Raw genomic sequence first — 22,124 nt, 5'->3', positions numbered from 1 at the left:
CGCAAGCAGTATGGATCTTTTCAGCGGCTGGCGAGGCGTTTCCACAGCTTGCGCAAACCCAGTGCCACGGGGAACAGTACGATGAGGAAGGGCAGGCTGTAGCCGATGAACTCGATCAGGTTGGCGGTGCCTTCGGCGAGGTTGTCCGTCAGGCGCGAGAAGGCGTCGCCGATGCGGCCCAGGGGCGAGCTTTCGTAGGGGCTGCTGAAATTCAGGGTCAGGAGGTTGGTATCCAGACGCCGCTGCTGTTGGGCAGCCTCTTGCGCCAGTACCTGCAGTTGCACTTCCAGGGCGGCCTGCTCACGGGCCAGAGCCAGTAGGTCGGCCACGGCCAGGTCATCGCGCTTTTCGAACTGTTGCAGGGTCTGTTGCTGGCGCAGCAGTTGCTCGCGCTGGCGCCGGTTGTCGTTCACGGCCTGGGCCAGGTCTTCGGCGCGGGTGGTACGGTGGGTCAGCTCGCCGCCCTCGCTGGCCAACGCGGTGATGGCCTCGACGCCGTCCGGCACGATGCGCAGGGTCAGTTCGCCGTGAGGTGCTCGGCCGCTGCTGTGCTGGGCGGCAATCAGGTTGCAGGTGCCGAAGCGCTCGGCCAGGCAGGCTTCGCGCGTGGCAGCGATACGCTCGCCGATCTGCTCGGCTGCCAGTTCGATGCCTGCATGGTGTTCGTAGGCCAGGTAGTTGCCGGCCTTGTTGCGTTCACCTTGCAGGGCGCCGCCGAGCGGGGCGCCCGATTGCTCCGAGCAGCCGGCCAGCAAAGCCAGCAGCGGCACTACCATCCATGGTTTCATCCTTGCCTCCTGGCGCTTGGCTTACTTGACGCGCTGACCCGGCTTGGCGCCGCTGTCCGGGCTGAGCAGGTAGATGTCCTCGCCACCGGGGCCGGCGGCCAGGACCATGCCTTCGCTGATGCCGAACTTCATCTTGCGCGGCGCCAGGTTGGCGACGTACAGGGTCAGGCGGCCTTCCAGCTTGCTCGGGTCCGGGTAGGCGGACTTGATGCCGGAGAATACGTTGCGCTTCTCGTCGCCAATATCCAGCGACAGGCGCAGCAGCTTGTCGGCGCCTTCGACGAACTCGCACTTCTCGATGAGGGCGATACGCAGGTCGACGGCAGCGAAGGCGTCGAAATTGATCTCGGCAGCCAGCGGGTCCTTGGCAAGTTCGCCATTCCCCTGTGGCTTGGGCGCTTCGGCGGCCAGGTCTTCCTTGGAGGCTTCGATCATGGCTTCGATCCTTGCTGGCTCAATGCGGGTCAGCAGTGGGTTGAACGGGTTCAACGGGTGATTGGCCAGCGGCAGCGCCAGGTCGGACCAGGTTTGCGGTTTCACGTTGAGGAAGGCTTCTGCTTCTGCGGCCAGCTTCGGCAGCACCGGCTTGAGCATGATCACCAACTGGCGGAACAGGTTGATGCCCAGCGCGCAGATTTCCTGCACCTCGGCCTGCTTGCCTTCGATCTTGTTCAGGGCCCAGGGCGCCTTGTCGGCGATCCAAGCGTTGGCGCGGTCGGCCAGCGCCATGATCTCGCGCATGGCGCGGGAGAAATCACGCGCCTCGTAAGCGTCGGCGATGCTCGGCGCGGCGGCCTGGAACGCTTCCCACAGCTCGGGCTCCGGGTTGGCGGCGACCAGCAGGCCGCCATTGCCCTTGTGGATGAAGCCGGCGCAGCGGCTGGCGATATTGACCACCTTGCCGACCAGGTCCGAGTTGACCTTCTGCACGAAGTCCTCGAGATTCAGGTCGAGGTCGTCCACGCCACGGCCCAGCTTGGCGGCATAGTAGTAGCGCAGGTACTCCGGGTTCAGGTGATCGAGGTAAGTGCGTGCCTTGATGAAGGTACCGCGCGACTTGGACATCTTCTGCCCGTTCACCGTCAGGTAGCCGTGCACATTCACCGCGGTCGGCTTGCGGTAACCGGCGCCTTCGAGCATCGCGGGCCAGAACAGGGCGTGGAAGTTGACGATGTCCTTGCCGATGAAGTGGTACAGCTCGGCGTTGGAATCCTTGCCCCAGAACGCGTCGAAGTCCAGTTCCGGACGGCGCGCGCAGAGGTTCTTGAAGCTGGCCATGTAGCCGATCGGTGCATCCAGCCAGACGTAGAAGTACTTGCCCGGCTCGCCGGGAATCTCGAAGCCGAAGTAGGGCGCATCGCGGGAGATGTCCCACTCCTGCAGGCCGCTGTCCAGCCACTCGGCGAGCTTGTTGGCCACGGCGTCCTGCAGGGTGCCGCTGCGCGTCCACTGCTTGAGCATGGCTTCGAAGTCGGGCAGCTTGAAGAAGAAATGTTGCGACTCCTTGAGCACCGGCACCGCACCGGAAATGGCCGAACGCGGGTTCTTCAGCTCGGTCGGTGCATAGGTAGCGCCGCATTTCTCGCAGTTGTCGCCGTACTGATCCTCGGCGGCGCACTTCGGGCAGGTGCCCTTGATGAAGCGGTCGGCGAGAAACATGCCTTTCTCGGGGTCGAAATACTGGGTCACCGCACGGGTGGCGATATGGCCAGCCTCGCGAAGTGCCAGGTAGATGGACGCCGACAGCTCGCGGTTCTCCTCCGAGTGGGTGGAGTGGTAGTTGTCGAAGTCCACGCCGAAGTCGGCGAAGTCGGCGGTGTGCTCGGCCTGCACGTTGGCGATGAGCTGCTCGGGCGTGATGCCTTCCTTCTCCGCACGCAGCATGATCGCCGAGCCGTGCGCATCGTCGGCACAGACGTAGATGGCCTGGTTGCCACGCAGCTTCTGGTAGCGCACCCACATGTCGGTCTGCACGTACTCGAGCATGTGGCCGAGGTGGATCGAACCGTTGGCGTAGGGGAGGGCGCTGGTAACGAGAATCTTGCGGGCTTCGGTCATGGTGATCGGCTGCACTGGTAAAACGAGGGAAGTCGGCAACTATAAAGCAGCGGCAAGCTGCAAGCCACCTGCACCAGGCAAGCGCGGTCGATGTACCGCGCATGGCTCGTTGCTGCTGCTATGATGCCGGCCTGTTATTGCGCTGCCTTCTGGAGTCCATGCATGAGTGCCGTCACCCGCGAAGCGGTCGAAGCCTGTCTGCGTCAGTTCACCGATCCTCATCTTGATCAGGACCCGGTCAGTGCCGGTTGCCTGCGTGAAGTCGACATTCAGGGCGCGCGCGTTTGCGTGCGTTTGCAGCTCGGTTATGCCGCCGGCCTGTTCAAGAACGGTTGGGCGCAGATGCTGCAGATGGCGTTGGAGAACCTCGATGGTGTCGACAGTGCGCAGGTAAAGGTCGATTGCGTGATCGACTCGCATCAGGGCCAGGCCCAGGTGCCGGCACTGGCCGGGGTCAAGAACGTGATCGCCGTGGCCTCGGGCAAGGGCGGTGTAGGCAAATCTACAACCGCAGCCAACCTGGCCTTGGCCCTGGCGCGTGAAGGCGCGCGTGTGGGCATTCTCGATGCTGATATCTACGGCCCCAGCCAGGGCATCATGTTCGGCATCGCCGAAGGTACGCGGCCGCAGGTCAAGGATCAGAAATGGTTCGTGCCGCTCGAGGCGCATGGCGTGCAGGTGATGTCCATGGCCTTTCTCACAGACGACAACACGCCGATGGTGTGGCGTGGGCCGATGGTCAGCGGCGCCTTGCTGCAATTGATTACCCAGACTGCCTGGAACGATCTCGATTACCTGGTGGTGGACATGCCGCCGGGCACTGGCGACATCCAGCTGACCCTGGCGCAGAAGGTGCCGGTGGCTGGCAGCGTGATCGTCACCACGCCACAGGACCTGGCTCTGCTGGATGCCAAGAAAGGCGTGGAGATGTTCCGCAAGGTGCATATCCCTGTGCTTGGCGTGGTGGAGAACATGGCCGTGCACATCTGCTCCAACTGCGGCCATGCCGAGCATTTGTTCGGCGAGGGCGGTGGTGAGAAGCTGGCCGCGCAGTATGGCGTGGAGCTGCTGGCCTCGTTGCCGCTGTCGATGGCCATTCGCATGCAGGCCGATGATGGCAAGCCAACCACGGTGGCCGATCCGCAAAGCCAGATCGCCATGATCTATCAGGACCTGGCGCGCAAGGTTGGCGCGCGTATCGTCCTGGCTGGCAAGCCGGCGATGCCCAGTATCGAGATCAGTGAGGACTGACAGCAGCCGCGCAGCGGCTTTCTAATGACCCTCTCCCATGAATGGGAGGGGAGACAAGCACCGTCCAGACACCCACAAAAAAGCCCCGCACTAGGCGGGGCTCTTTTCAAGCAGGTCAGCTCAGGTTAGACAACCTGAACTTCCTCAGCTTGCATGCCTTTCTGACCACGAGTGGCCACGAAAGTCACTTGCTGGCCTTCTTTCAGGCTCTTGAAACCATCGCTCTGGATGGCTTTGAAGTGTACGAAGAGGTCGTCACCGGATTGCGGGGTGATGAAGCCGTAGCCTTTCTCATCGTTGAACCACTTGACGGTGCCAGTCTGACGATTGGACATGTGATGTCTCCTAACAAAAGTAATAACAGCCCTGGAAAAGCCCAGGCCGGGACTGAGTGCAACGAGTACTAGGAGTCGGACGATGTTTGGATCGAGATCTAGGCATCAAGTAGCGATTCGCGGTGACACATGCAGCACAGTGGGGACACCATACGTGTTTTTATCGCCAAGTGCGAATGCTCGATGCAGCTTTTTTGCAAATAATGGTCGATAGGGGCGCCGGCAATCTTTGAAGCGTGGCGTCTGCATCGGTAAGATGCGCTCACTTTTCTTGTAACCGCCTACTCAGGACACCTCGCCATGAGCATCAAATCGGACAAGTGGATTCGCCGCATGGCCCAGGAACACGGCATGATCGAGCCTTACGTCGAGCGCCAGGTACGCGGTGCCGACGACAGTCGCGTCATCTCCTACGGTGTTTCCAGCTACGGCTACGACGTACGTTGCGCGGATGAATTCAAGGTGTTCACCAACATCCACTCGGCCATCGTCGACCCGAAGAATTTCGATGAGAAGAGCTTCGTCGACATCAAGAGCGACGTCTGCATCATTCCGCCTAACTCCTTCGCACTGGCGCGTACGGTCGAATATTTCCGCATCCCGCGCGACGTGCTGACCATCTGCCTGGGCAAGAGCACTTACGCGCGTTGCGGCATCATCGTCAACGTCACGCCGCTGGAGCCGGAGTGGGAAGGTCACGTGACCCTGGAGTTCTCCAATACCACCAACCTGCCGGCGAAGATCTACGCCAACGAAGGCGTGGCGCAGATGCTGTTCCTGCAATCCGACGAGGCTTGTGAGGTGTCTTACCGCGATCGCGGCGGCAAGTACCAGGGGCAAACCGGGGTAACCCTGCCCAAGGCCTGATTACCGTAGCGTTGTCAGAAAGCCGGGCTCAGCCCGGCTTTTTTGTGCGCGCTAGCACTTGGTCGGGTAGCCTGAATTTCCTGCTCATGTGGGGCTCCACCTGTAACAGTCCACGTTCAGGAGAACGACTCATGTCTTTGCCCGATATCAATGCGGGAGGTATTCCCGGCCAGCCCGAGCCCGATATCCCCGACCAGCCAGGAAGGCCCTTGCCGCCGCAGGAACCGGGCGAGCCGACACTGCCCGATCAACCACCGCCGGCTCCGGTTGCCCAGTGTCGGCCTCGTGAGGGCTTTGAGCGCCTCGCTGCGTCAGCAGGGCACATGGCCGGGGAGTGGCATTGATTTTCAGTGCAGACGAAAAAGCCGGGCGATGCCCGGCTTTTTCTTTCCACCCTACGGCGCTCAGGGTACCAGCGGCAGTTCGCGTTTGTGGCGCGTGTTGTCGTAGGTGCGAACGATGGTGGCGTAGGCTTCGTCGCTGACTTTCTCGCCATGCAGGAAGGCGTCGATTTCTGCGTAGGTGACGCCATGCGCCTCCTCGTCCGGTTTGCCCGGGCGCAGTTCTTCCAGGTCGGCGGTCGGCGTTTTCATTACCAGGTGCTGTGGTGCACCCAGGTGCGCTGCGATGGCACGCACTTGTTTCTTCACCAGGCCGGAAAGCGGTGCAAGGTCGCAGGCGCCGTCGCCGAACTTGGTGAAGAACCCCATTACCGCTTCGGCGGCGTGGTCGGTGCCGATCACCAGGCCATTGTTGGCGTTGGCAATGGCGAACTGGGCGACCATGCGGATGCGCGCCTTGATATTGCCGACGACGAAATCGCGACGGGCGTCGGTCAGTTTCTGCAGGTGAGTGACCTGCTCGCCGAGGCCGGAGACGCTGCCTGCGATGTTCACCTTGTCTTCTTCATCAGCGCGGATGAATTTCAGTGAATCCTGGGCGTCATGTTCGTCGTGCTGGGCGTTGTGCGGCAGGCGCACGGCGATGAAGCGGTAAGCAGCATCGCCAGTTTCGGTGCGCAGCTCCTCGACCGAGAGCTGTGCCAGGCGCCCGGCAGTCAGCGAGTCGACACCGCCGCTGATACCTAGAACAAGTACTTTGAGGCCGGAATTCTTCAGGGTGTTCTTGATGAAGGTCTTGCGCCGCTCGATCTCTGCGCTCAGCGCGGCGTCGTCGGCGAACGGCGGCACCACGTCGAGGGCGGCGGCGATTTCGGCTTGGCGGTTGCTCATGTCTGGCTCCTCACTGGGTAACGCGAAAGACGTGTTTCAGGTAATGGACGAAGTTCTCGTCGCGGCATTGAGTCTTGCCGGGCGTATCGGAGATTTTCGCCACTGGCTGACCATTGCAGGCGATCATCTTGATCACAATGTTCATGGGGGTGACGCCGGGGATGTCACAGGTCAGGTTGGTGCCGATGCCGAAGCTTACGTGGATTCGCCCGGAAAGTGCACGATAGAGCTGTAGCGACTTGGGCAGGTCGAGCCCGTCGGAGAACACCAGGGTCTTGCTCCTGGGGTCGATACCGAGTCTCTCGTAGTGGGCGATGGCTTTTTCCGCCCACACCAGAGGGTCGCCTGAGTCGTGGCGCAGGCCGTCGAAGAGCTTGGCGAAGTACAGATCGAAATCGGCCAGGAAGGCATCCATGGTGATGCAGTCGGTCAGGGCGATGCCGAGCAAGCCGCGGTATTCGCGGACCCAGCAGTCGAGGGCGGCGATCTGGCTGTCGATCAGCCGTGGGCCGAGCTGCTGATGCGCCATCAGCCACTCGTGGGCCATTGTGCCAATGGGCTTGAGGTCGAACTCGCGCGCCAGGTGCACATTGCTGGTGCCGACGAAGCGACCGGGGAAATCGCGCTTGAGGATATGCACCGCCTGCTCCTGCACGCGGTAGGAGAAGCGCCTGCGGGTACCGAAATCAGCCAGCTGGAAACCGGCCAGCTCGCTCGGCGAGGCTTCAGCCTTGAGCCAGTCGAGCTTCTCGTACAGCCGTTCGGCGGCCTGCTCCAGCAGCACTTCGCGGTAGCGATAGCGGTTGCGTACTTCGCTGACGATGGCCAGCAGCGGTACCTCGAAGAGGATGATGTGCAGCCAGGGGCCGCGCAGGCGGATGTTCAGCTGACCGTCTTCGATGCTGGTGTGCACGTAGCGCAGGTTGAAGCGGAACAAACTCAGAAAGCGGATGAAGTCCGGCTTGATGAAGGGAATGCTTTCGAGAAAAGCGAGCTGATCGATACTCAGGCTCAGCTCGCTCAAGCGTTCGATCTGGTAGCGAATCTCGGCCAGGTAGGGCGTCAGGTCCTCGCTGCTGCGGCAGCGGAATTCCCATTCCACTTCTGCGTTGGGGTAGTTGTGCAGCACCGCCTGCATCATGGTCAGCTTGTAGAAGTCGGTGTCCAGCAGGTTCTGCACGGTGCGTTCGGCGAAGATGCTCTCGCTCATCGCAGATTCTCCTTGGCTAGGGCGCCATCCAGCTCTTCCAGGCTGGCGGCCAGGGTAATGCCCTGTTCGCGCATGGCGATGCAGGCGGTTTCGGCTGTTTCGCTGGCAATTGCGCGGCAGGCCGGTAGATGCACGATCACCTCGAAGCCGGCACGGCGCAGCTGCAGAGCGGTGGTCTTGACGCAGTAGTCCAGAGCCAGGCCGCCTACCAGTACAAGGCCGACGTCATTTTGCCGGAGAAATTCGATCACGCCCGTGCTGCGCTTCTCGGCCAGGTCGTGATAGCAGGCGCCGTAGGGGTGCAGGTCCGGCTCAACGCCTTTCCACACGAAGTAGTCGTAATCCAGTGGCGCTGGCAGGCCATCGAGCAATTCGAAGCCAGGCGTGCCGGGCACGCAGTGGCTGACCCAGGTCAGGTCGGCATTGGCCAATGGCAGGGGCTGCAGCATCTGCGCGTGTTCTGGCACCACCCAGGCGGCTTGCGGGCTGTGGGCATCCTTGCTGCCGATGCGCAGCTGGGCGCGAGCGGCCAATTGATTCAGTGCCGGGACGATGGCGTCGCCCTCGGGCACTGGCAGCTCGTTGGGGCACAGCGGGGTGAAGCCTTTCTGGGCATCGACATCGAAGCTGGCGATCTTCATGGCGCCCTCCGTCTCGTGGGTGAGTGACTACATATTTCATCTGATGAAATATGTAGTCAAGTGTTTTCACCAAATCCTGCGTGAAAAAAAATGAGTTATTGGTCAAGATGGAATAAGTATATGAAGGAGCAAGTGACGGGATGAGTGCAGTGGAGGTTCTGGCCGGGGTGGATATCGTTGCCCTGCGCCTGAGCGAGGAGGGGGCGTTGCAGGTGCTGCTGCTGCGTCGCCAGCGCGAACCCTACGCAGGGCAATGGGCGCTACCGGGCGTGCTGGTCAATGGTCGTTGCGTCGATGCCAGCCTGGACGCCGCCGCTGCCCGTGCGCTGGCTGACAAGGCGCGCCTGCAACCGCAGTATCTGGAGCAGGTAGCGACGGTGGGCAATGGCGTGCGTGATCCGCGCGGCTGGTCGTTGAGCACCTGCTATCTGGCGCTGCTGGCGCCTGATGCCGTACCGCAAGATGAAGGTTTGCGCTTCGCCGATCTGGCGCTCATAACTGCAGGGCAGCAGGCGTTGCCATTCGACCACACGCAACTGGTGCGCCTGGCGTCCGAGCGATTGCGCGGCAAGTCGGTCTACAGCTCCCTGCCTCTGTACCTGCTGGCGCCGCGATTCACCGTCACCGAAGCGCTGACGGCGTTCCAGGCTTGTCTGGGCGAACCGGTGCAGCACACCACCTTGCGCGGGAGGCTGGAGCGGATGAAGGCGCAGGGTTGGATCAGTGATACCGGCGAGAAGAATTATCCGAAGATGGGGCGCCCGCAGAGTCTGCTGGAGCATCGCCCGCAAGAGGGTGAGGCGTTTATCTTCGACCGTAGCCTGCTGGCCTAGCAGGCCATTGAAAAACTACCTACGTTGCCATTGCTGCGTTAGAAAGAGACTCGCGTGCGAGCCCAGTCAAAATGCTCATTTACAGCTCGTAAAGTCGACCGCGACTCCGACCGTTTTTCGCCTGTTGTTGCGGGGCCGCCACCGGTATTGCCCTGGCTGCCTCGCCTACGTTTTTCAACGGCCTGTTTGCAGGCGCTCTCTGAATTGCGGGCAAAAAAATAGGCGCCAGAGGCGCCAGGGGAGCATTTCAATCGATGCATGGTCTTTGAGACTGCTTCGTTCGGGAAGTTCCATCCGATGATAGAAAAAAGCCATCTTTTTTCTACGAGCAAAAGAAAAGGCGCCAGGGGCGCCTTAAAACGATGATCTATGGAGTAAGTCGATCATTCAGAGTGAGGCGCTGAGGGAAAGGTTCAGCGCCGCCCGACGAACGGTCATTACTTGGCCGGCATCAGCAGCAGGCGCTGGTTGCCGTAGACCTTGTCCAGGTTCTGCGCTTTGAACGGGAAGCTCATGTAGCCACCTTTCAGCCATGATTCGATGCCGTCGGCATAGTGTGGGCTGGCCGGGTTACCGGACTGACCCGAGCTGTTGACGCCAACCAAGGGTTCGTCCGCGGCAAAATCCACCACGATGCGCATCGCCGGGATCAGGAGGGTGTTGAAATCCTGGCCCCAGGCGTAGGCGGATACGTTCAGCGTGCTGTGGTCGCCCCCGGCTGGATAGGGGCCGCGATCCAGATAACCTTTCAGGGCATTGATGCTGGTGCGCTGGCTGGCGCTCATGTAAGGCGCCATGCGCGTGGTGTCCGTTACCCACTCGTAGGTGTGCAGCTTGCCCCATTGCCAGTTGCGACGCTCGACGCCCAAGCGGCTTTCCAACAGCTCGATGCTGGCGGCCAGGCTGCGCGCGAGTATGGTCGGTTTATCCTCCTGCTCTGGCGTGCGGATGTCGTTCCAGAACGGGCTGTCGGCACGGCCAAGGAGATGATCGGCCTGCGCCGAGTAAGAGGTGTTGGCGGTTTGCACCAGCGCCTTCCAGGCCGGACTGTCTTCCGGGCCCAGCTCGTCGAGGAAGATCTGCCGCGCGCTTTCATGCAGGAAGGCGCCGTAGATGGCGGCATCGGCCGAACCGGCGGCGAGCTTGCCGTCGAACGCCAACAGACGCTTCAGGGCTTCATCGGCCCGTGCGCGCTGGCCAGCGGGCAGGGCAGTGATGGCTTGGCGCAGCGAGTCGTGCATGACCGGGTCATTGAACATGGCCTGCAGTTTGGCGACGAAGGGGGAGGTCTGGTCGTACTGCATGGCGATCATGCTGCGGCCATCGTGACGGCCATTGCCTGCCAGCTCGGCGATGCGCTCGGCGCGTTCCGGGTAGTACCAGGAACTGGACAGCTGCATGCCATAACCGGGCGGCACGCTGCGCTCATTGGCAGTGCCCAGCCAGCCTTGCGGCGGGTCCTGATCGTAAGGGTGCAGCATCGGGTCGGCGAAGCCATCCCAGGCGTAGCGCTCGTCCCAGCCGGGCGAGGGCAGCAGGCCGCGACCTTCGCGGCGGTTCGGGTAGCGACCGGTGACCTGCCAGCCGATGTGCTGGGCATCGGCGAAGACGATGTTCAGCGGCATGGCGCGGATTTCCCGCGTCGCCTCGAAGGCCTGGTCCACCGACTGCGCGCGCGATAGGTCGAAGAAGGCATCGAGGCTCTGGTCACGCTCGAACTGCGTGGTTTTCAGTGCCAGGCCATAACCGCTCTGCAGCGCCAGGGGCTGCAGCATATGCTTGCGTTCGCCCAGTACCGAGTTGAGCAGCGGACCGTTGCGGGTCTCGTAAAGTGTTTCGCGGATCGGGCGCTGGCCACGGATGAAGAACGTCTCCTGGCGCTCGCTGACCGGCAGCCACTTGCCGCCGGCCTGATACATCAGGCGGCTGCCCTCGCGCTTGATACGCTCCAGGTAGATATCCTGGTTGTCGCCCATGACCATGGTCATGCCCCAGGCCAGCTTGCCGTTGTAGCCGGCGACCACGGCCGGCACGCCCGCCAGGGACACGCCGGCGGCCTGGTACTTGGGCGAGCGGATCTGCACGAAATTCCACAGCGAAGGCATGCTCAATGGCAGATGAGTGTCGTTGGCCAGCAGGCTCTTGCCGCCACGGCTACGCTGCGGGGCGATGACCCAGTTGTTCGAGGCGGCGACGCCGAGCATGTGCTGTTCGGCGATCTGCGCCGCAGTGCGGGAAATCGCCTGCAGGCCCGGCAACTGGCCCTTGAGGTCGAGGCCGACGAGTTTTTCCGCCTCGGCAAAGGGCAGCGGTTCGTCCGGGTAGATCGGCAGCAGCCAGGGCAGCTTGTCGGTGCCCACCTGCTGGGCCATGGTCAGCGCGGCAATCTCTTCCTGCAAGTTCACCGCGAGGCCGAAGTTGAGCAGACAGAACAGCAGCACCGAGTCCTCGGGCTTCCAGTACTCGGGGCGGTAGCCGGACTCGGCCAGATCCATCGGTAGGCGATCACGGTAGCGGAACAGGTAGGCATTGACGCCGCGCGAATAGACCTCGAAGAAGCGCTTCAGGCGTGGTGAGGCGTCGGCGTAGAGAATTTCCGCATTCTTTTTCAGGTTGACCGCCCGCATGAAACGGTCCATTTCCAGCACGCCGGGCCCGGCCATCTCGGCCAGGCGACCCTGAGCCAGCAGGCGCATGCCGACCATCTGGCTGAGACGGTCACCTGCATGCACGTAGCCCAGGGTAAACAGCGCGTCGTGGAAATTGCTCGATTCGATCAGCGGCATGCCGAGAGCATTGCGCCGCACCGACGCACTTTCGGCCACGCCCTGAATGCGCTCGACACCGCGCGTCGGTGGCACGCTGTCGGCATAGCGGCTGTTGAGCAGGGACTGGCAGCCGGCGAGGCTAATCAGTGAGGCGGCAATAGTCAGGCGAGCCAGCGTGCGCATGGCGAATTTCCTTGGTGTGCGGACGGTCGGGGCCGGTCGTGCAGTGAGCGACCACAAAGGCGCCAAGGTAATGAGGCTGGTGATGCCTGGCAAGAGGCCTCAGACGCTCGTCTGAGGCCTCTTCAGCCCTTCGTCCAGCAACCAGCGAGCGGCGATGCGTGCGGCGGCCTTGTGCTGCAGTTCCAGCTCGTTGAAGCGTTTTTCGAAGCGGCGCCGTTCGGCCTTGTCCAGGGCCTTCCAGCCCGCATGCGTGGGCACCTCGGCGGTCGCCTCGAAGAGCAGATGGAATACCTGGCAGCGGCTGTCATTGCTCAGGGCGCTGTCATAGTTGTCGAGCAGCACCTTGATGCGGATGGCGCCTTCGATCAACGGCAACTGCTCGTCGAGCAGGCTGCTGGCGAGGATGTGCAGATCGCCACCGATGCGTTGCTGGCGCTCGTGCTGCGCTTCGTCGCGCACGCGCTGGTTCGCCCATACACGGCGCCACAGGTGCCAGGCATAGGCGGCCAGCGCTACGATCAACAGCAGACCGGTCAGCAGCAAGACAAGGGTCAGAGCATCCATGCGCAGTTCAGGCGCCGTGGCACTTCTTGAACTTCTTCAGGCTGCCGCATGGGCAGGGATCGTTGCGGCCGACATCCTTCAGCGTGTTGCGTACTGGCTCCTGATGGCCATGGTTGCAGTGCGGGCCGTGAACATGGCCGTGATCGTGATGATCGTGGTCATGGTTGCAGTCAGGGCCGTGGACGTGGGGTTGGTTGCTCATGGTGTTACTCATGCAGGTTATTCGGGGATGAAATCACCGGGGATTATCTCGCCATTACGCGCCATGTGCACGCTGCGGCCGAACAGCATGCCGGTTTTTACCTCGCCCTTGAGGCTGTAACGAATCGGTACGTTCGGTTTTTCCAGTGCCTTGACGATCTGCCGCACATGGCGCCAGAGGTTGGTGCGCACCGGCACGTCGAAGGTGTGGTGGCCATGGGCGGGCACGGTGAACCACTCGTTGGAGTAGCCTTCGGCCAGCTGGATACCGTTGAGATGGACGTTATAGTCAAGCCCGCGCACCGGCAGGCTGACGCCGTTGGGATTGTCGATTCGAAAGCGCAGGCGGAACTCCTGTTCGAGCAGCCTGGCCTTGACCACATCAACTTTGATGAGTTGGACGTCCGGGTCCTTGAAGCCACCTGTCATCCAGGTGGAGCATCCTGTCAGGCCTGAAAGCAGGCCAAAAAACATCAATAGGCTGATAATTCTTATCATTTGCGCCTGAGAAAACATTTCATACCCCCATTGCGGCTCAGTGTAACAAGCAAGCGCTTGGCTGCAACGGGGAAGCACTCATTATTTTCAATGAGATATTGTGGCGGTTTCGGGATGCTGGTGATCGGGAGAGCATGAATGAGAAGCCTGCAGTGTCAGGGCAAAGGAACCTGCGCCATACTGAGCGGCGAATAGGACAGGAGTGTGACCATGAGTCGCTACGAGATCGCCTTCTCCGGGCAACTGGTGCCGGGCGCCCAGCCAGAGCTGGTCAAGGCCAATATGGCCAAGCTGTTCCAGGCCGATGCTCAGCGCATCGCTCAGTTGTTCTCCGGGCGCCGCATCGTGATCAAGAACAACCTCGACGCCGCCGGGGCGGAGAAGTACCGCGCGACCCTGGAGCGGGCCGGTGCGCGGGTCGAAGTCGTCGATATGGACGCGCTGATCGAGGAGGTCGAACTGGCTCCGCCGCCGCCCGTAGAGCCGGAGCCTGCTCCGGCATCAGCACGGGTTGTGGCCAAGCCAGGGCGCCTGCAGATCGCGCCACGAGATGAGTACATGGCCGCGTTCAGTGATGTAGATGCCCCGGATTTCGATATCGCTCCGGTGGGCAGCGATCTGCAGGACGCCAGGCCCGACGCTGCAGCACCTCAGGTCGATCTGTCGCAGTTCAGTCTGGCGCCCGTCGGTAGCGATATGGGGCAAGCCAAGCCTGCGACTCCGGCGGCTGCACCAGATACATCGCACCTGAAGCTGCAGGACTAAGCATTCATTCGCCTGGTTTGAAACGCCGTGAGTTGAGCCTGCAGCCACGGCGTTTTTGCGTTCAGGGCAACTAACCCTCCTTGCACGCGGCTGCGGCTTCCTCGGGCTTGAGGTTGCGCACGCTGGTGAAGAACAGTTCGCAGGTTTGCAGCTTCTCCGTTACCTGCCATTTTTCGGTGCAGGTATTGAGCGTCTGCTGCGGATCACTTGTCGGCTGTTGGCCCATGCCGGCCTGCCAGCAGGCGGCGCTCAAGTCCTGTCCCATGACCTTGATCCCGGCTGCGTTGGCAGCCCCCTTGTTGCCTTTGTTATTGGCTGGATCGGCCGCATACCAGATGTAGCTGGGATGATTGGCGCCGAGCACGTAAACCTGCTGGCCGGGGGCTGCATCGATCTGGCCGAGCCCCAGCACCGGCAGATTGACGCCGTACTGTTGCTTGATCCAACTGCGCACCGGGCTGCCGAAGGCGACCATTGGCAGGCTGGCATCGTTCGGCCCGGCGCTGAGTTCGCTGACCATGCGCCGCTGATAGCTGGTGAAGTAGTTGTACACGCCCTCCAGTGCGCTGCCGGCGCTGGCCGGGGCGGCGATGGGGGCGATGTCGATAATGGTCTGGTAGGCGGGGGTGTGTTCCGCCTGTACACCATTGAAACCAAGCAGCGAGGCCCAGCGATCGGTGGTGCTCGAACGCAGATAATCCTGAGCCTGAGTCAGTGAGTAGTCCGGTGGGAAGTGCAGCAGCTCGACGCTCTTGCGATTCTCCAGGGCCATGCCCAGCGGCAGGAAGAAGTACCAGTTGTACTGCCATTTGCCGTCACTATTGAGCTGGCTGGCGCCTTGATAGGCCAGGTCACCGGCATCGAGCAATTGCAGCAGGGGTTTGCCGTAATCCTCTGGCGTGCCGTCGAAATGGGCATGAATGCGTTCCCCGTTGCGTGTTACGCGCACGCTAGCCTGGGGGTAACCATCGCGTGTCAGGCTCTGTTGCAGGTAGTGTTCGACCGTCTGTTCCAGCGTCCAGTCGCGGTAGCAGATCACACTGCAGTTATTCGGGTAGGCGAACAGGCGGCTGACGCGCTGGCTGTCGCCCAGATCCAGCGTTTCCCCTTGCAGCCCATCGGGCTGGTTGGCGCAGCCTACTAGCAGGCCAGCCAGGATAAGAGCGATACCCCTTTTCTTGTGCATGACTTTCTCCTTGTTGAGTGTCCTCGCGGGACGTATCAACTCAAGCAGAAAGCAGGATTAACGCCAATCAGCCATTCAGGTAGGGCGCGCAGCACTTCTTGAACTTCTGCCCGCTCAGGCAGGGGCAAGGGTCATTGCGTCCGGCCTTCAGTGGTGCCGTCGGGTCGAGGAAGAACCAGCGCCCGTCCACCTGAACGAAAGCGGAGCATTCGCGGTGACGATGTTCGCCGTTGTTATCGTGCCAGCGGGCGACGAAAGTGACCTGGGCGTGCTCCGGCTTGCCGCCAAATACCTCGCTACCCTCGACTTCCAGACCCAACCAGGTGCTCTGCGCGCTCCAGGCGGCCATCGCGTCGCGGTCGAGCGCCTGTTGCTGAGCGGGCAAGGTGGTGGCCACCAGGTAATCCACCAGGCCCAGTACATAAGCGGTGTAGCGCGAACGCATCAACAATTGCGCGCTGGGTGCGTGGGTGCCTGCGTGATAGTGGCCGCAGCACTGGCTCAGCAGGTTGCCGCTGCCGCAGGGGCAGTTGGGATCGAGTGGGCTCATCGTTCTACCACCAGTACTTGCCGAAATTTTCCGGGTTAGCCCAGAACTTTGCATTCAACCAGTCGGGAACTTGCTTGTAATCGAGTAGATCATAGGTGAACAGATGCAGGGTCTGTCCCTCGCGCTGGAACTGTTCACTGGCTTGCATGGCCAGGGCGAAAAAGTCGGTTTCCTGCCACTCACCTGCCTTGAGGTCGAGCAACACGGCGACCCGGCTGGCGTTGAGGTTGCGAATGCCACCCAGTAGTTGCAGTCCTGCGCGTTTGGGTAAGTGCTCCAGACAGTCGACCAGAATTGCCAGGTCGAAGCGCTGTGCGGCCAGTTCAGGCGCCAGGGGAGCAGCAGGTGCGGTGGTGACCTGACACTGCGGGTGGGCGCTGTGAAAGGCGTTGACTGCGGGTAGCTCGCTTGCGCCGAGTAACAGCAGTTTCTCGGGGGTATAGCGGGCAAGCAGTGCCGCAATGGCTTGCTGTGGAGTACGGGTGCTAAGGCTGGCGGTCATCGAACTTCCTCGAAAAGTCTGCAAAGACTAACGTGGTGTCGGTATCAGGCCTAGAGTGAGAGAAAATTATCCGCAGAAGCTGCTATAGCTGGCGGATTGTACAACTCCTGTCTTTACTACTATCGAGTCGGTTATGCGCCGATGAACATTGGAGACCTAAAGTATGAGTATCACAAGGAACGCAGTACCCCTGATTCTGGCTAGCACCTTGCTGACCGGTTGCGCCGGCCTGCAGAAAACCGACTGGCCCACCTGCGCAGCTGTAGGCGGTGTTGGTGGTGCGGCGTTAGGGGCCATCGAAAGTTCTTCCTGGGCTGGCGGCGGTGCGGTGTTAGGTGCCGGTATGGCTGCCGCCTACTGCTGGGTACATGGTGCCGAAGAGCAACAGGTTGCCGTCGTCGAAGAAGTCGTTGTCGAGGAGATGGCAGTTGCCGAACCGGCCGAGGCCGTTCGTGTCGAGCTGGACGTCAAGTTCGACTTCGACAAGGCCCAGGTCAAGCAGGAAAGCTATGGCGACATCAAAGCTCTGGCCGACTTCATGAAACAGTATCCGCAGACCAGCACCGTGGTTGAAGGTCACACCGACTCCGTGGGCAGCGATGCCTACAACCAGGGTCTTTCCGAGCGCCGCGCCAGTGCCGTGCGTGAAGTTCTGGTCAACCAGTACGGTGTCGAGTCCGGCCGCGTGCAGGCAGTGGGTTATGGCGAGAGCCGCCCGGTTGCCGACAACGCCACTGCCGATGGTCGTGCCATCAACCGTCGCGTGGAAGCCGAGGTCGAAGCTCAGCCGTAAGGCGCTTCATGTAAGCCAAGTCAGGTGTCACCCGCGAAGGCCCGACCGACTTCCATCGGTCGGGCCTTTTCTTGTATGAAATCCTGCTGCCGTCTTTACTCCTGTGATACCGGCCACATGCCGGTATCACAGGAGACACCGCCATGAGAATCCAGCTTTCGAGGGTTTTACCCTTTCTCCTGGTCAGCAGTGTTCTCTCGGGTTGTGCCACGACTTCCAGCACGGGAGACGCGCCGCTCAACCAGGGGAACTGGCCCCTGTGCAGTGCGATTGGAGCTTTGGCCGGTGGCGGCCTCGGCGCAATCGAAAGTTCCACCTGGGCAGCAGGCGGTGCGGTAGCCGGCGCTCTGCTGGGCACCATCATCTGTTACGCGCAGGACGGCGACGAAGATGGCGACGCTGTGTTCGACCGCCGTGATCGCTGCCCCGATACGCCAGCGGGTATTGTTGTAGGCCATAACGGCTGCCCTTTGCCGCAGTACCCCGCCAGCGTTGCGGCCGAGCCGGCGATGGAGCAGCAGGTGCAGGATGAGGTCATCGTGCTCAGCGATCTGGGAAATGTACTGTTCGCGTTCGACTCAGCCGAGCTGACGGGTGAGGCGCGGCGCTTGCTTGCCGATGTCAGTACCCGTCTGACCGGCGCCAGTCTGGTCGCAGTCAAGGTCGTCGGACATACCGATAGTGTCGGTTCTGATGCCTACAACCAGGCATTGTCCGAACGCCGTGCACGCAGTGTTGCCGACTTCCTCGTCGCCCAGGGTGTGCCAGCCGGCAAGCTCAGCACGGAAGGCCGTGGCGAAAGCCAGCCGGTGGCGGACAATGGCAGCGATGCTGGCCGCGCACAGAACCGCCGCGTCGAGTTGTACGTTTCCCGTTGAAGCAAAGCGGCGCCCCACAGGTCATCGCAGACCTGGGGGTGTCGCTTCTGTGGCGGGCGACAGGTGAAGTCATGGAAAATAATCTCGCGCTCTGGTGGTCAGCGCCGCGACCGGTTAACGTGCTGCGCTATTAGAAAAACCAGAGCAAGAGGGCGGGGATGAAAGCATTATTGGGGGTGGGCAAGGCGCTGGCCTTGGCCTTCTGGTTGGTATTCGGGGCGGCGCTTGCCAAGCGTTTTGGTGCACCGTTCGAGCAACTCGTCTATCTGCTCGGGGCCTTTCTTGCACTGCTGCATGGGGCGCAGTTGTGGCTGTTCTCTGGTCTTCTGTCCGGTCGCGCCAGCCCCTGGCTGGATCGTGCACAGATCCTGCTATTCGGCATTTTTCACCTCTATCCGCTGAAGGCCGAGCAGGCGGGCGAGAGCCTGGCTGCAGCGCATGAGGAGGCTGCTCATGCGTAGTCTGGCTTTGTTGTTCTGCCTGTTCGCAGGTACGTCGTTGGCCGCTACGCAGGTCAAGGTGTCGCCCAATACCTTGATGCGTCTGCCGGTCGCCAGTAGCAGCCTGCAGCTCGAGCGGCTGGAGGTGGCGGACCAGGCGACCCTGATGATCCCAGCCACGGTGACCGAGTTGCGCATTGGCGAGTTGCTGATGGGCCGCGACGCGCGTATTGGCGTAGCGCCCAGCGATCAGCCGCTGCGTCTGCTAGTCGAGGATGCTGATATCGGTCCGGGCGCCTGGATCAGCGCCAAAGGTGCGGCCGGTACTTACACTCGGCCGGCTACTGCTGGGCGGGAAATCAATCTCAAGCTGCACAAGCTGACATTCGAATCGCTGACCCTCGATGTACGGGGTGGGCAAGGCAGGCCGGGTTATGCCGGGCTCGATGGTGCGCATGGCAAGCCAGGTGGTTGCACCTGGGGCCAGGCCAGTGCCGGCCACGATGGTCAGGACGGTACCGATGGCCATGAAGGCGCAGCAGGTGGCAAGGTGGTCCTTGAAGTGCCGCACCATGTCGAGGTCGAGCGCATGCAGGTGTTGCTCGACGGCGGCGCGGGCGGTGCAGCCGGCTCGGCGGGGCGCCCCGGCCGTGGCGGTGCCGCCAAGGGCTGTCTGCTCTACGGCGTGGAGGGTGCGGCCGATGGCAAACCCGGTCAGCCCGGACGCGAAGGTGCAGCGGGTCGCAGCGGTGCCGTGCAGGTGTTTCGTTTCTAGATAGCCGTCGCTGCCTTCGTTTTCATGTACAAACCAAGGCAACCGCATCAATCAGAATGACGGACGCATGGCGGCCAGTGTCATCAGTGCCAGGCCGATCAGCAGGTTGCTGCCCACGACCTTGCGAATCCGCCCCAGCACTTCGCCGCCTGCCGGCCAGTTCTCGGCCTCCACGGCGCGCCGCAGTTGCGGTAACTGAAGTGCCTGAATACGCAGGAACAGGGCGAGCATCACCAGATACAGGCCCATCATGATATGCACGTAGCGCGGCGCGGCGTCGAAACCGCTGTAGCTCATGTGCAACATGCCCAGCCCGCTCAGTGGCAGGGCCGCTACCGCCAGCCAGACCCAGACGAAAAACCGCCTGAACACACTCAGCCACAGGCGCAGGCGCGCTGGCGGTTCCAGTATTTCGACCGCTGCCGGGCGCAGGATCATCCAGGCGAAGAACATGCCGCCAACCCAGACGACGGCGGCCAACAGGTGAAGTGCGTAGAGCGGTGCGTAGGGGGTCATGCGGTATCTCCGGAGGGGCCGTCTGGCAGCTCGGTTCATTCGATAGGCACGCGAGTCAGCGCCAGATCGACAGGCGCGCTATGATAGCGACCGCTCCGCGAATACTGAAAATTTATCCAGCCTTTTTCGTTTCAGAATCCATGCTCAGTACCGAACTCAAGTCCCAGATCCAGGGCGCCTACTCGCGCTTTCTCGAAGCCAAGTCGCTCAAACCGCGCTATGGCCAGCGGCTGATGATCGCCGAGATCGCCAAGGTGCTCGGCACCATCAAGACCGATGACGAAGGCAAGCGTCTGGGGGATCCTGCCGTCGTGGCGGTCGAGGCGGGCACCGGTACCGGCAAGACGGTGGCCTACAGCCTGGCCACCATTCCCACGGCCAAGGCCGCCGGCAAGCGTCTGGTGATCGCCACTGCCACCGTGGCGCTGCAGGAGCAGATCGTGCACAAGGATCTGCCGGATCTGTTGCGCAACAGCGGCCTGAATTTCAGCTTCGCCCTGGCCAAGGGGCGCGGCCGTTACCTGTGCCTGTCCAAGCTCGACCACCTGCTGCAGGACGGCGCCGCGCAGAGCGCCACCGCGCAGTTGTTCGAGGAGGAAGGCTTTCGTATCGATGTGGATGAACAGGGGCAGAAGCTGTTCACTGCGATGATCGAGAAACTCGCTGGCAACAAATGGGATGGCGACCGCGACAGCTGGCCGGAGGAGCTGGAGGACGTGCGCTGGGCGCAGCTGACCACCGATCACAGCCAGTGCACCAACCGCCATTGCCCGAACTTCCAGCAGTGCGCCTTCTACAAGGCGCGCGAGGGCATGGGCAAGGTCGATGTGATCGTCACCAACCACGACATGGTGCTGGCCGACCTGGCGCTCGGCGGCGGCGCGGTGCTGCCCGACCCGCGCGAAACCATCTATGTGTTCGACGAAGGCCATCACCTGCCGGACAAGGCCATCGGCCACTTCGCCCATTTCACCCGCCTGCGCTCGACCGCCGACTGGCTGACCCAGATCGACAAGAACCTGACCAAGCTGCTGGCGCAGAACCCGCTGCCAGGCGATCTCGGGCGGCTGATCGAGCAGGTGCCGGAACTGGCCCGCGAGCTGAAAACCCAGCAACAGTTCATGTTCGCCGCCTGCGAGCAGATCGCCGACTTCAAGGCCGGCGAGGACATGGAAGGCCGCGAGCGCCCGCGTCACCGCTTCGTCGGCGGCGTGGTGCCGGAGCACCTGACCGAACTGGGGCTGGAGCTGAAGAAGGGCTTCTCCAAACTCAACGACCTGTTCACTGGCGTTACCGAGCTGCTCAAGGAAGCGATGGATGGCGAGGGCGCGGTGGGCATCGCCAGCCACCAGGCCGAGGAGTGGTACCCGCTGTTCGGTAGCCTGATGGCGCGCGCCAAGGGCAACTGGGAGCTGTGGCTGGCCTTCACCGCCGAAGATCCTGAGGAAAGCCCACCCATGGCGCGCTGGCTGACCTTGGCCGAGAGTGGTGCGCTGTTCGACATCGAGGTCAACGCCAGCCCGATCCTGGCCGCCGAAACCCTGCGCCGCAACCTGTGGAACGTCGCCCATGGCGCCCTGGTGACCTCCGCCACGCTGACTGCGCTGGGCACCTTCGACCGCTATCGCATGCGTGCCGGGCTGCCCAAGGTGGCGGTCGCCGCCATTGTGCCGAGCCCCTTCCACCATGCCGATGCAGGCCTGTTGCGGGTGCCTGATCTCAAGGCCGACCCACGTGAAGCGGCGGCACATACGGCGGCCATCATTCGTGAGTTGCCGGATCTGGTGGCAGGCAGTCGCGGTACGCTGGTGTTGTTCTCGTCGCGCAAGCAGATGCAGGACGTGTTCGACGGCCTCGATCGCGACTGGCGCAAACGCGTGTTCATTCAGGGCAACCTGTCCAAGCAGGAAACGCTGAACAAGCACAAGGCGCGCGTCGACTCCGGCGAGGAAAGCGTGTTGTTCGGTCTGGCCAGTTTCGCCGAGGGCGTCGATCTGCCCGGCGCCTACTGCGAACACGTGGTGATCGCCAAGATTCCCTTTGCCGTGCCCGATGACCCGGTGGAGGCGGCGCTGGCCGAATGGATCGAGGCACGCGGTGGCAATCCCTTCATGGAGATCGCCGTGCCGGACGCCTCGCTGCGCCTGGTGCAGGCCTGCGGTCGTCTGCTGCGTACCGAGGCCGATCGCGGCACCATCACGCTGCTGGATCGGCGTGTGGTCACCCAGCGCTATGGCAAGGCGATTCTCAATGCGTTGCCGCCGTTCCGCCGGCAGATCGACTGATCGAG

Annotated in this window: 22 protein-coding genes and 2 pseudogenes; 10 read left to right on the top strand and 14 right to left on the bottom strand. The window is 62.2% G+C overall.

Translation table 11 applies throughout. The features are described from left to right. Positions 1–20: 20 nt before the first annotated feature. Together H3221_RS10490 and metG are read right to left on the bottom strand one after the other, a co-directional pair. Positions 21–788: a DUF4349 domain-containing protein gene (locus tag H3221_RS10490; protein ID WP_196475690.1), complete on the bottom strand. Its 768-nt coding sequence runs from the start codon at positions 786–788 to the stop codon at positions 21–23. Between the two features lie 21 nt (positions 789–809). Further along, entirely contained in the window at positions 810–2,846 is a 2,037-nt protein-coding gene (gene metG / locus H3221_RS10485) for a methionine--tRNA ligase (RefSeq protein WP_196475691.1), read from the bottom strand. A 162-nt stretch (positions 2,847–3,008) separates the two neighbouring features. Here metG and apbC point away from each other — a divergent pair, with 162 nt between their 5' ends. After that, positions 3,009–4,097, top strand: a complete 1,089-nt coding sequence (gene apbC / locus H3221_RS10480; protein ID WP_196475692.1) for an iron-sulfur cluster carrier protein ApbC — start codon at positions 3,009–3,011, stop codon at positions 4,095–4,097. Positions 4,098–4,222: 125 nt separating this feature from the next. On the opposite strand, the gene H3221_RS10475 is transcribed toward apbC, so the two are convergent. Next, positions 4,223–4,432 carry a cold-shock protein gene (locus H3221_RS10475; protein WP_004423761.1) on the bottom strand — a complete coding sequence of 70 codons (210 nt, stop codon included), beginning with the start codon at positions 4,430–4,432 and terminating at the stop codon, positions 4,223–4,225. 300 nt (positions 4,433–4,732) lie between these two features. Between H3221_RS10475 and dcd the strand changes: the two genes are divergently transcribed. Together dcd and H3221_RS25800 are read left to right on the top strand one after the other, a co-directional pair. Next, on the top strand, positions 4,733–5,299 hold the full coding sequence (gene dcd / locus H3221_RS10470) for a dCTP deaminase (RefSeq protein WP_004423764.1): 567 nt from the start codon (positions 4,733–4,735) through the stop codon (positions 5,297–5,299). Positions 5,300–5,385: 86 nt separating this feature from the next. Further along, positions 5,386–5,571, top strand: a pseudogene (locus H3221_RS25800) (hypothetical protein); the annotation flags it as partial. 132 nt (positions 5,572–5,703) lie between these two features. Here H3221_RS25800 and nadE read toward each other — a convergent pair. The 3 genes from nadE to H3221_RS10455 are packed head-to-tail and all read right to left on the bottom strand — an operon-like array spanning position 5,704 to position 8,382. Further along, complete coding sequence (gene nadE, locus H3221_RS10465) at positions 5,704–6,531, bottom strand: ammonia-dependent NAD(+) synthetase (RefSeq protein ID WP_196475693.1); 828 nt, start codon at positions 6,529–6,531, stop codon at positions 5,704–5,706. Between the two features lie 10 nt (positions 6,532–6,541). Beyond that, positions 6,542–7,741: a nicotinate phosphoribosyltransferase gene (pncB, locus tag H3221_RS10460; RefSeq protein ID WP_196475694.1), complete on the bottom strand. Its 1,200-nt coding sequence runs from the start codon at positions 7,739–7,741 to the stop codon at positions 6,542–6,544. Next, the gene (locus tag H3221_RS10455) at positions 7,738–8,382 is read right to left on the bottom strand and encodes a nicotinamidase (RefSeq protein ID WP_196475695.1); all 645 of its coding nucleotides are present in this window, start codon (positions 8,380–8,382) and stop codon (positions 7,738–7,740) included. The genes pncB and H3221_RS10455 overlap by 4 nt, the downstream gene beginning before the upstream one ends. 140 nt (positions 8,383–8,522) lie before the next feature. Here H3221_RS10455 and H3221_RS10450 point away from each other — a divergent pair, with 140 nt between their 5' ends. Further along, on the top strand, positions 8,523–9,215 hold the full coding sequence (locus H3221_RS10450; protein WP_196475696.1) for an NUDIX hydrolase: 693 nt from the start codon (positions 8,523–8,525) through the stop codon (positions 9,213–9,215). Between the two features lie 437 nt (positions 9,216–9,652). On the opposite strand, the gene H3221_RS10445 is transcribed toward H3221_RS10450, so the two are convergent. The 4 genes from H3221_RS10445 to H3221_RS10430 form a co-directional block, all read right to left on the bottom strand. Next, on the bottom strand, positions 9,653–12,166 hold the full coding sequence (locus H3221_RS10445) for a penicillin acylase family protein (RefSeq protein ID WP_196475697.1): 2,514 nt from the start codon (positions 12,164–12,166) through the stop codon (positions 9,653–9,655). Positions 12,167–12,265: 99 nt separating this feature from the next. Then, positions 12,266–12,730: a DUF2489 domain-containing protein gene (locus H3221_RS10440; RefSeq protein ID WP_196475698.1), complete on the bottom strand. Its 465-nt coding sequence runs from the start codon at positions 12,728–12,730 to the stop codon at positions 12,266–12,268. 7 nt (positions 12,731–12,737) lie between these two features. Further along, positions 12,738–12,932: an SEC-C metal-binding domain-containing protein gene (locus H3221_RS10435; RefSeq protein ID WP_037001315.1), complete on the bottom strand. Its 195-nt coding sequence runs from the start codon at positions 12,930–12,932 to the stop codon at positions 12,738–12,740. A gap of 17 nt (positions 12,933–12,949) precedes the next feature. Beyond that, positions 12,950–13,447 (bottom strand): LEA type 2 family protein, encoded by a 498-nt coding sequence (locus tag H3221_RS10430; protein WP_160020541.1) that lies wholly within the window; start codon positions 13,445–13,447, stop codon positions 12,950–12,952. Positions 13,448–13,639: 192 nt separating this feature from the next. On the opposite strand from H3221_RS10430, the gene H3221_RS10425 reads away from it, so the two are divergent. Continuing rightward, on the top strand, positions 13,640–14,194 hold the full coding sequence (locus H3221_RS10425) for a hypothetical protein (RefSeq protein WP_196475699.1): 555 nt from the start codon (positions 13,640–13,642) through the stop codon (positions 14,192–14,194). A 70-nt stretch (positions 14,195–14,264) separates the two neighbouring features. Here the strand turns inward: H3221_RS10425 and H3221_RS10420 are convergent, their stop codons facing one another. The 3 genes from H3221_RS10420 to H3221_RS10410 all read right to left on the bottom strand — a co-directional run bounded on the left by H3221_RS10420 (position 14,265) and on the right by H3221_RS10410 (position 16,432). Continuing rightward, positions 14,265–15,380 (bottom strand): hypothetical protein, encoded by a 1,116-nt coding sequence (locus tag H3221_RS10420; RefSeq protein ID WP_196475700.1) that lies wholly within the window; start codon positions 15,378–15,380, stop codon positions 14,265–14,267. Between the two features lie 67 nt (positions 15,381–15,447). Continuing rightward, entirely contained in the window at positions 15,448–15,930 is a 483-nt protein-coding gene (locus tag H3221_RS10415) for a YchJ family protein (protein ID WP_196475701.1), read from the bottom strand. Between the two features lie 4 nt (positions 15,931–15,934). After that, a complete protein-coding gene (locus H3221_RS10410; RefSeq protein ID WP_196475702.1) occupies positions 15,935–16,432 on the bottom strand; it encodes a DUF6231 family protein in 498 nt (165 codons plus the stop codon). Positions 16,433–16,871: 439 nt separating this feature from the next. On the opposite strand from H3221_RS10410, the pseudogene H3221_RS10405 reads away from it, so the two are divergent. From H3221_RS10405 to H3221_RS10390, 4 genes and pseudogenes are all read left to right on the top strand, one after another. After that, positions 16,872–17,225: pseudogene (locus H3221_RS10405) on the top strand (OmpA family protein); the annotation flags it as partial. Positions 17,226–17,368: 143 nt separating this feature from the next. Then, positions 17,369–18,103, top strand: a complete 735-nt coding sequence (locus H3221_RS25670) for an OmpA family protein (protein ID WP_196475704.1) — start codon at positions 17,369–17,371, stop codon at positions 18,101–18,103. A gap of 158 nt (positions 18,104–18,261) precedes the next feature. Then, positions 18,262–18,564 carry a DUF1145 domain-containing protein gene (locus H3221_RS10395; RefSeq protein ID WP_196475705.1) on the top strand — a complete coding sequence of 101 codons (303 nt, stop codon included), beginning with the start codon at positions 18,262–18,264 and terminating at the stop codon, positions 18,562–18,564. Beyond that, entirely contained in the window at positions 18,557–19,318 is a 762-nt protein-coding gene (locus H3221_RS10390) for a collagen-like protein (RefSeq protein WP_192981356.1), read from the top strand. Before H3221_RS10395 ends, H3221_RS10390 begins: the two co-directional genes overlap by 8 nt. Before the next feature lie 51 nt (positions 19,319–19,369). Here the strand turns inward: H3221_RS10390 and H3221_RS10385 are convergent, their stop codons facing one another. Beyond that, the gene (locus H3221_RS10385; protein ID WP_160020533.1) at positions 19,370–19,834 is read right to left on the bottom strand and encodes a CopD family protein; all 465 of its coding nucleotides are present in this window, start codon (positions 19,832–19,834) and stop codon (positions 19,370–19,372) included. Positions 19,835–19,974: 140 nt separating this feature from the next. Here H3221_RS10385 and dinG point away from each other — a divergent pair, with 140 nt between their 5' ends. Next, positions 19,975–22,119, top strand: a complete 2,145-nt coding sequence (gene dinG, locus H3221_RS10380) for an ATP-dependent DNA helicase DinG (protein WP_196475706.1) — start codon at positions 19,975–19,977, stop codon at positions 22,117–22,119. Positions 22,120–22,124: the final 5 nt, after the last annotated feature.

This window comes from Pseudomonas chaetocerotis, assembly GCF_015712105.2.
Lineage (GTDB): Bacteria > Pseudomonadota > Gammaproteobacteria > Pseudomonadales > Pseudomonadaceae > Aquipseudomonas > Aquipseudomonas chaetocerotis.
This window is presented reverse-complemented; position numbering and strand designations above follow the sequence as displayed.